The organism is Archangium sp., from assembly GCF_036388035.1.
GTDB lineage: Bacteria > Myxococcota > Myxococcia > Myxococcales > Myxococcaceae > Archangium.
Window position 1 is genome coordinate 1 of the sequence record NZ_DASVSO010000205.1, and the last position, 8,545, is coordinate 8,545.

Sequence of the window (8,545 nt, forward strand, 5' to 3'; positions counted from 1 at the left end):
GGGAGTTCCATGACGCCACTGGTGGAAGAGACGGACGTGCTCATCGTCGGCTGCGGCCCGGTGGGTGCCCTCACAGCCAACCTCCTGGGCTCGTACGGGGTTCGCACGCTCGTCCTCGAGCGTGAACTCACCCAGCACAGCCAGCCTCGCGCCATCACCTGCGACGACGAGGCCATGCGCATCTACCAAGCCGTGGGGCTCGCCGACGTCCTCGATGCCCACATGTACACCGCCCCCGAGGTGGAGTTCACCGGCACCACCGGCGAGCTCTTCGCCCGCGTCATCGTCCAGGGGCTCGACTTCGGCTACGGCTTCCCCGTCCTCCGCTTCTTCAGCCAGCCCTACCTCGAGACCGTGCTGCGTCAGGGGCTCTCGCGCTTCCCCAGCGTCGCGCTGCGGATCGGCCAGCAGGTCGAGGCCTACACCCAGGACGCCCAGGGCATCTCCGTCACCGTCCGCGATGTCCGCGACCACAGCGAGCGCACCGTGCGCGCCCGCTACCTCCTGGCCTGTGACGGCGGTCGCAGCACCCTGCGCCAACTCGCCGGCATCGACATGGTGGGCTCCACCTACGACGAGGGGATGATCGCCATCTCCCTCCGCCTGCCCGAGCCGCCTCCGCCCCTGTGCCGCATGGTGTGCGACCCCTACCGCCACGTCTTCGTCGCCCGCTGCGCCGACAACGAGATGCGCATCGAGTGCATGATCCGCGAGGACGAGAAGCCCGAGGACCTGCTGCGGCCCGAGCGCATCCGCGAGTTCATCTCCCCCTATGTGGACCCGGATCGCGCCACCATCCTCCGCGCCGCCGCCTACATCTTCAACCGCCGCCTGGCCTCGCGCTGGCGCGACGGGCGGCTCTTCCTCCTGGGCGACGCCGCCCACCTCATGCCGCCCGTCCTGGGCCAGGGGCTCTGCTCCGGCCTGCGCGACGCCCACAACCTCGCCTGGAAGCTGACGGCCGTCCTTCGTGGCCAGGCCGACGAGCCGCTCCTCGATACCTATGAGCTGGAGCGCCGCCCCCACGCGCAGGCGATGCTCGACGCCAGCGTGAACATGGGCCGGGTCGTCCTCACCGGCAGCCGTCCGGTCGCCCTCCTGCGCGACCACCTCCTCCGGGCGATGGATCGCATCCCGCGCGTGCATCGCTTCATCAAGAACTTCGAGTTCAAGCCCCGGCCCCTCATCACCCACGGCTTCATGCTGGGAGGCTCGCGCGCCCACCGCCAGGCTCCCGAGGGGACCTACTTCCCCCAGCCTCGCGTGGGCGCGCCGGGCGGCGGCACGGTGCGGCTCGATGAGCTCCTGGGGCCCGGCTTCGCGGTGCTCGTCCATCCCGACACCGGCGACGTCTTCCGCCGCGCCGCCCAGTCGCTCGCCGAGAGCCTCGGCGCCCGCTGCGTGCGCATCATCCCGCCGCGCTCCGGTCAGGCCCAGCCCGGCGAGGTGGTGGACCTCGAGGGCAAGCTCGACGCGTGGTTCCGCGAGCACCGGGTGGAGATCGCCGTCCTGCGTCCGGACCGCTACCTCTTCGGTGCGGTGCGCGGCTCGCACCTCGCGTGGCTCACCACGGCGCTGCGGGGGTGGATCCACGGCCCCCTCCGTCTGGAGCCGACCGACTTCGAGTCCGGTGGCGCGCTCAGCTCCTCGGCGGGTTGAGGGCGGGGCGAGTCCTTCGGGGAATTTCCAGGTGCTCCACCCGTTGGGTGGGGCCTTCGAGCCAAGGGAGAGCGGATGCTCAGACAGAAGTTGCTCGTCACGGGGTTGATGCTGCTGGCGGGGACGGCCGCGTGTGCCCAGGGTCGGTCCGCGAAGGCCGAGACGGCCGCCGCCACCGCCGCGCCCAAGCCCGGCGCCGACGTACGGACGAAGACGCTGAAGAACGGGTTGAAGGTCATCGTCTGGTCGGACCCGGACAACCCCAGCATCTCGCTCTACAACTGGTTCCGCGTGGGCAGCCGCAACGAGCGCCCCGGCATCACCGGCCTGTCCCACTTCTTCGAGCACATGATGTTCAACGGCGCGAAGAAGTACGGCCCCGGGGAGTTCGACCGCGTCATGGAGGCCCACGGCGGCCGCAACAACGCCTACACCTCCGAGGACGTCACCGTGTACCAGGACTGGTTCCCGCGCTCGGCGCTGGAGACCATCTTCGACCTGGAGGCGGACCGGTTGCAGCACCTCGCCATCGACCCCAAGGTGGTGGAGAGCGAGCGTGGCGTCGTCTACTCGGAGCGTCGCTCCAGCGTGGACAACGACAACAGCGGCCTGCTGATGGAGCAGGTGCAGGCCACCGCCTTCGTGGCGCACCCCTACCAGATTCCGGTCATCGGCTGGCCCTCGGACATCGAGAGCTGGAAGCAGGAGGACCTGGAGCGCTACTTCCGCACCTACTACGCGCCCAACAACGCCACCCTCATCGTGGTGGGCGCGGTGACGCCCGAGGAGATCTTCTCGCTCGCGGAGAAGTACCTCGAGCCCATTCCCGCGCAGCCCGCCCCCGAGCCGGTGCGCACCGTGGAGCCGCCCCAGCAGGGCGAGCGCCGCGTGGTGGTGCGCAAGCTGGCGCAGGCGCCGCTGCTACAGATGGCCTTCCACGGCCTCAAGGGCAGTGACGCGGACGCGCCCGCGCTGGACCTGCTGGTGCGCATCCTCACGGAGGGCAACTCCTCGCGGCTGCACCGGCGGCTGGTGGAGGAGACCCAGGTGGCCATCAACGTCGGCGGCTACCAGGGCGCGGGCTTCGACCCGTCGCTCACCTGGATGCTGGTGGACCTGCCGCCCGGGGGAGACCTGGGCAAGGCGGAGTCGCTGCTCGACGAGGAGCTCGGCAAGGTGGTGGCTGGTGGCGTCACCGACGCGGAGCTGCGCAAGGCGAAGAACATCGTCGTGGCGGGCTTCTGGCGCCACCTGGAGACCAACAGTGGCCGCGCGCAGGCGCTCGGCACCTACGAGGTGTTCCACGGCGACTGGAAGAAGCTGTTCGACGCGCCTGACCGGTACGAGGCGGTGACGCGCGAGCAGGTGCAGAAGGTGGCCGCGAAGGTATTCGCGAAGAACAACCGCACGGTGGGCGGGCTGGTGCCCGAAGCCGGGGCCGAGGCGAAGAAGGAGGCGGCGCGATGAAGGCATTGACGGGGAAGGTGGCGCTCGCGGCGCTGCTGGTGGCCTCCAGCGCGGGGGCCGAGGAGGCGAAGGCCCCGCGTCCGGCGGCGCAGCAGGTGAAGCAGGCCGCGGTGGTGGACGCGGTGACGCTGCCCAAGGCCACGGTGGTGGAGCTGAAGAACGGTGCGAAGCTGCTCCTGGTGGAGAAGCATGAGGTGCCGCTGGTGGCCTTCAGCGCGCGGGTGCGCGGGGGCTCCCTCGGGGACCCCGAGGGCAAGGAGGGCGTGGCCGCGCTCACCGCCGAGCTGCTCCAGAAGGGCGCCGGCGCGCGCGACGCCAACCAGTTCGCCGAGGCGGTGGACAGCGTGGGCGGCATCCTCGCGGTGTCCCCGGGGCGCGAGTCGCTCGACATCAGCGGGCAGTTCATGGCGCGTGACACCGCGCTGATGGTGGAGCTGCTCTCGGACCTGTTGCAGCGGCCCCGCTTCGAGCAGGCCGAGCTGGACAAGATGCGCGAGCGCATGGTGTCGGAGCTCGCCGCGGAGAAGGATGGCGACCTGCGCGGCGTCATCGGCGTCTACTTCCAGGCCTTCCACTTCGGCGCGCACCCGTACGGGCGGCCCGTGGGCGGCAGCGAGGCGTCGCTCGCCACCTTGAAGCGCGAGGACGTGCTGGCGTACGCCAAGGCGCAGCTCGGAGGCGATCGGCTCATCCTCTCCGTGGTGGGTGACTTCGACGCGAAGAAGCTCGCCAGGCAGCTCGAGGCGGCGCTCGGGGGCTGGGCCCGCGCGGCGGCTCCGGCCCCGGTGGCTCCGCCCACCCAGCCCACGAAGGGCCGGCGCGTGCTGCTGGTGGACAAGCCGGACGCCACGCAGACGTACTTCTGGGCCGGCAACACCGGCATCGCGCGCACGGACCCCGCTCGCGTGGACGTGGACCTGGCCAACACGGTGCTCGGCGGCCGCTTCACCTCGCTGCTCAACACGGCGCTGCGCGTGAAGTCCGGCCTCACCTACGGCGCCGGCTCGCTGGTGGTTCGCGGGACGCAGCCGGGGCCCTTCGCCATCTCCTCGTACACCAAGACGGAGTCCACCGCGCAGGCCCTGGACATGGCGCTCGACATCCTCGAGGGCTACCGTCAGCAGGGCATGGACGACACCACGCTCGCCTCCGCCAAGGAGTACCTGCTGGGCCAGTTCCCCCCCACGCTGGAGACGGGCCTGCAGATCGCCGCCAAGCAGTCCGAGCTCGCCTTCTACGGCCTCGACGCGAGCGACGTGGACGGCTTCGCCGCGAAGGTGGCCGGCGCGGACAAGGCGCGCATCCAGGCCGCCATCCAGCGCGCCATGCCCGCGCGGGAGGACCTGACCGTGGTGCTGATCGGCAAGGCCTCGGCCATTCGCGAGGTGGCGCGCAAGTACGGCACCGTCACCGAGATGAGCATCACCGACCCGCACTTCGCTCCGACGCAGAAGCCGGGCCGCTGAGGGCGAGGGCCTCCAGACGGGGCGTCCAAGGGCATGTCGGACGCCCCCTGTAGGGTGCGCGAATCGTTCGCATCCTCACGGAGGCCCCATGTCCCTGCGACGCCGCTTGTTGTGGCTGTTCCCGCTCTGTTCCCTGTCCGTTGGCTGTGTGTCCGAGCCGTCGGAGTCCTCGAATGGCTCGGACCGGAGCGTCCGGGACAACCCGCATGTGAACCTCCCCGACGATGGCGTCCTGGTCGGCGGCTTCGCGGGGGATGGAGGCGTGCCGGACGCCGGCCCTGACGTGGTGACGGTGTCGGCGCCCATGCGCTACTTCACCGCGAGCGGGATGGAGACGCGTCCGGGCAACCTGGCCTCCGTGCCGCAGATCCTGGTTCCCCAGGCGGACGGCACCTTCGTCACCTACAGCGGCGTCGCCGATGGCTCCGGGGGCTATGTCTTCTCCAACATCCCCAAGGGCACCTACTATCTGAAGAATGGTAGCGGCTACATCGTCACGGACGCCCGTGCGGTGGATGTGGGCTACGACATGCTCGGCCGCGCGGACGCGCAGAAGCTCCCGGGCGTCTACTCGGCCCTGTTCCAGTTCAACGTCTCCAACCTCGCCCCGTGGGACTCCAGCGCCAGCTTCCAGGTGGTCTCGGGCGAGGTGGACATGTACGGCGGCGGCTACCCGACCACGGCTCCCGCGGCCGGGGGGACGACGCTGGTCGGCTCGAACTGGATGGACAGCTACCTGGGGGAGATGCCGCGGTTCGAGGCGGCCCGGGGCGATCGGGCGTGGGTGATGCAGAACTCCACCCTCGATGCCGGCACGCTGCCGGGAGATGCCGGCACGCTGACGTACACCGCCGTGTCCCGGAGCAGCTACCTAGCGCCGTTCTCGTTCGATGGCTCCCAGTCCATCGTGGTCCAGGGCGCGATGGCGGATCCGCCCGACACGGTGTTCCCGATCGAGTGGCGCGTGCCCTCGTTCCTGGGTCAGGCGGCGACTGTCCACCCGCAGGCCACGTCGAGCAGCGCGTACTTCTATGTGATGCCGGCCGCGCACGGGCTGGCGAACGGCTGGATTGGCTACTCGGGCGAGCTGCTCACCCTGCGCCTGCCCACCGGCTACACGCAGGACCTGGTGCGCCGGCTCTCCTTCGGCAACCCGTTCCCGTCCTCCTGGGGCCTGATGGGCGAGGTCCAGCACGCCTTCCGGATCCCCGTTCAGGTGCCGGGCTACTCCACCTATTACAACAGCGCCTCCATCTACCAGATGGACCGGTTGGACAAGCTGATCGCCAACCCCATCTCGCTGAGCCTGTCGCCGCCGAGGGAGCTCACCCTGGATGGCGTGAGCGCGTACACGTCGCGCATGGTGGGCTCGGCCAGCCCCGTCATCGGCTGGAAGCCGCCGGCCATCGGCACGCCCACGGCGGGCTATCACATCCGGCTCTACAAGTACGCGCCGGCCAGCACCGGGAGCACGACCCTGACGCGCAAGGCCATGGCCGGCTTCTACGTGGGCCCGTCCGTCACCGAGCTCCGCCTGCCCTCGGGTGTCCTCGAGCCGGCGCAGAACTACACGCTGGAGGTGTCCGCCATCGCCACGCCGGCGGACCTGACGCGCGCGCCGTACCGCATCAACTCCGCGTCGTACGCGCGCGCGTCCGCCACCACCAGCCTCTTCACCACGCCGTGAGCTGAGCGCTTCCCCGGCCCGCTACTTCGGCAGCGCGGAGTAGCGGGCCATGCACTTCTGGAAGCGCTTGTTCACCGACTGCGCGAACCACACGGTGGACTTCTCCCCCGTGATTTTCGGGCTGCGGATGGCCACGGTGGGCAGCTGCGCGTACGCCGGGGCCTCGCCCGTCACCTCCTGGTACGTGCGTTTGATGGCCTCCCAGGTGTCCGTCTCCTCGAAGGCGAGCTCCTTCTCGTGGAGCACGTCCTTGCGCACCCGCCGCTCGCTCAGGTCCGGCGCGTACCGCTCCCGGAAGGCGAGCAGCGCCTCGAGCGACTTGCTGTCCTCGTCCACCGGCTCGCCCTGCTTGTCGTAGGCGAGCAGGTCCCCATCCGGCACCAGCTCGAGGCCCGTGAGGCGGCTCACCTGCTGCTGCACCGCCGCGTTGCGCGAGGCGTAGAAGCCCGCGTTGTAGTCCGCGAAGCGGTAGATGGGGTCGCTGTAGTGGGCCTCGTAGCCGAGCAGCCGCGCCGTGCCGTAGTACACCCCGCCCCCGCGCGTGTAGAGCTCCTCGCGCACCCGCCGCTCCGCCTGCTCGTCCCCGCCGGCGAGGTCCGCCGAGTAGCTCACGCTCACCTGCATGGAGCCCGCGGTGGTGATGGGGTTGAGGTCCTCCAGCCGCGTGGACTTGAAGAGCGAGCTGGCGACCTGGGCCGCGATGTACGTCTTCGGGTACTCCGTCTCGTAGTACTCCAGCAGCTCGCGGAAGACGCGGTCCAGGTCCCGCTCCGTCTTCACCCCCTTGAGGCGCTGCTCGAAGGTCTGCGTCTGGCCGGGTGCCTTGCCCTCGAGCAGGCCCCTCACCGCCGGGGGCCCGAGTGGGCCGAGCTTGTCCGCGTAGGCCTCCAGCCGCTCCTGGACGATGCGCGCCAGGCCCGGCACCGCCGGGTTGGCCTCGAAGCCGGACTCCTGCTCGATGACGGCCAGCACCGAGCACACCGCCTCGGCCGACGGGTAGAGCCGGTGCGCCTCCAGTGCCGCCATCACGTCCTCCGCCCAGCCCTCCCGATCCTTCTCGTCCGGGGGCACGAGTCTGGCCGCCTGCTCCACGGTGACGCGCGGTGGGAGCGGGGGCTCGGGGCGGGCGTTGCGCGGGGCACAGGCCGACAGTGCGCCAAGCGCGCACACGGCCAGCACCTCCAGGCCCCTTGGGAAGAAGCACACACCGGTCCACTCCCGGAGGGAGGAGACGAGTAGCCGCCACGGAACGGTTGCTCCCGGTGGAACGGGAAAAATCGGGAAAATCATCATAGCCCCTTGAAGCCAGGGTTCTTTGTATGTCAAGAAACACGTCTCTTCTTCAGAGGGGTATTGAATTGGCTAATCGCATGTTCAGGACTCTGTGTGTGGCGTGGCTGGGTGCGAGCCTCGCCGCCTGCGGTTCGACGACCGAGGTGAACGAGGAGGCCGTCCGCGCGGGTGAGAAGGACGTGGACATCCAGGCCGCCCTGGCGAAGTTCAAGGATGTGCGCGTGGTGGGCAGCGAGGCCGGCGTGCCCTACATGGTCACGGGCAAGCTGGGCCGGCTGCCCGCGGTGGGCTCCGTGAGCGCGCAGCGCGCGAAGGACGAGCTGCGCACGACGGCGGAGAGCGTCTCGCCGGTGTTCCGGGTGAGCGGCGAGGAGCTGACGTTCAAGCGCGCCTCGACGGACGCGCGCGGCCACCAGTTCCTGCGCTTCCAACAGGTGCACAACGGCCTGGAGGTGATTGGCGGCGAGATGCTGCTGCATGCGGACGCCGAGGGCAACGTGTACGCGGCCAACAGCTCGCTGCGTGAGGCGCAGGGCGTGGCCTCGCGGGCGCGGGTGGCCGCCGAGGCGGCGCAGCGCGCGGCCGTGGACGGCTCCGAGGCGCTCCGCGCCGAGGCTCAGGGCGCCTCCCGGCTGGTCTACTTCAAGCCCGACGGCCAGGGACTGCGTCTGGCCTATGAGGTGCGCGTGACGGGCGAGCGCGCCGACGGCCTGCCGGTGGATGACCTGGTCTACGTCAGCGCCGACGACGGGCGCACGCTGGCCACGCACTCGCGCATCCACACCGCACAGAACCGGGCGGTGTACACGGGCAACAACACCACCAGCCTGCCCGGTACCCTCAAGCGCTCCGAGGGCGGCGCGGCCACCGGTGACACCCACATCGACGAGAACTACGGTCACCTGGGCACCACCTATCAGTGCTACTTCCAGAACTTCGGCCGCGACTCGTACAACAACGCGGGCGCGCAGAT

5 protein-coding genes and 1 pseudogene are annotated in these 8,545 nt (G+C 70.2%); 5 read left to right on the forward strand and 1 reads right to left on the reverse strand.

Going from position 1 to position 8,545, the window contains the following annotated elements; translation table 11 throughout:
- The 4 genes from VF697_RS09050 to VF697_RS09065 all read left to right on the forward strand — a co-directional run.
- Window positions 1–1,659, forward strand: a 1,659-nt coding sequence (locus tag VF697_RS09050) for a bifunctional 3-(3-hydroxy-phenyl)propionate/3-hydroxycinnamic acid hydroxylase (RefSeq protein WP_331093301.1), incomplete at its 5' end; no start/stop codon positions are given.
- A gap of 75 nt (window positions 1,660–1,734) precedes the next feature.
- Window positions 1,735–3,126 carry a pitrilysin family protein gene (locus VF697_RS09055; protein WP_331093304.1) on the forward strand — a complete coding sequence of 464 codons (1,392 nt, stop codon included), beginning with the start codon at window positions 1,735–1,737 and terminating at the stop codon, window positions 3,124–3,126.
- Window positions 3,123–4,592, forward strand: a complete 1,470-nt coding sequence (locus tag VF697_RS09060; RefSeq protein ID WP_331093305.1) for a pitrilysin family protein — start codon at window positions 3,123–3,125, stop codon at window positions 4,590–4,592. The genes VF697_RS09055 and VF697_RS09060 overlap by 4 nt, the downstream gene beginning before the upstream one ends.
- An 88-nt stretch (window positions 4,593–4,680) precedes the next feature.
- Window positions 4,681–6,279 (forward strand): hypothetical protein, encoded by a 1,599-nt coding sequence (locus tag VF697_RS09065; RefSeq protein ID WP_331093307.1) that lies wholly within the window; start codon window positions 4,681–4,683, stop codon window positions 6,277–6,279.
- 21 nt (window positions 6,280–6,300) lie between these two features.
- Here the strand turns inward: VF697_RS09065 and VF697_RS09070 are convergent, their stop codons facing one another.
- Window positions 6,301–7,485, reverse strand: coding sequence for a DUF1615 family protein (locus tag VF697_RS09070; protein ID WP_331093309.1), 1,185 nt, complete (start codon window positions 7,483–7,485; stop codon window positions 6,301–6,303).
- A gap of 182 nt (window positions 7,486–7,667) precedes the next feature.
- On the opposite strand from VF697_RS09070, the pseudogene VF697_RS09075 reads away from it, so the two are divergent.
- Window positions 7,668–8,545 (forward strand): annotated as a pseudogene (locus VF697_RS09075) (peptidase M4); the annotation flags it as partial.

Bases quoted from the DNA above. Each gene is read 5' to 3' on its own strand.
- VF697_RS09060 (WP_331093305.1), top strand. From the start codon at position 3,123: ATGAAGGCATTGACGGGGAAGGTGGCGCTCGCGGCGCTGCTGGTGGCC.
- VF697_RS09055 (WP_331093304.1), top strand. From the start codon at position 1,735: ATGCTCAGACAGAAGTTGCTCGTCACGGGGTTGATGCTGCTGGCGGGG.
- VF697_RS09065 (WP_331093307.1), top strand. From the start codon at position 4,681: ATGTCCCTGCGACGCCGCTTGTTGTGGCTGTTCCCGCTCTGTTCCCTG.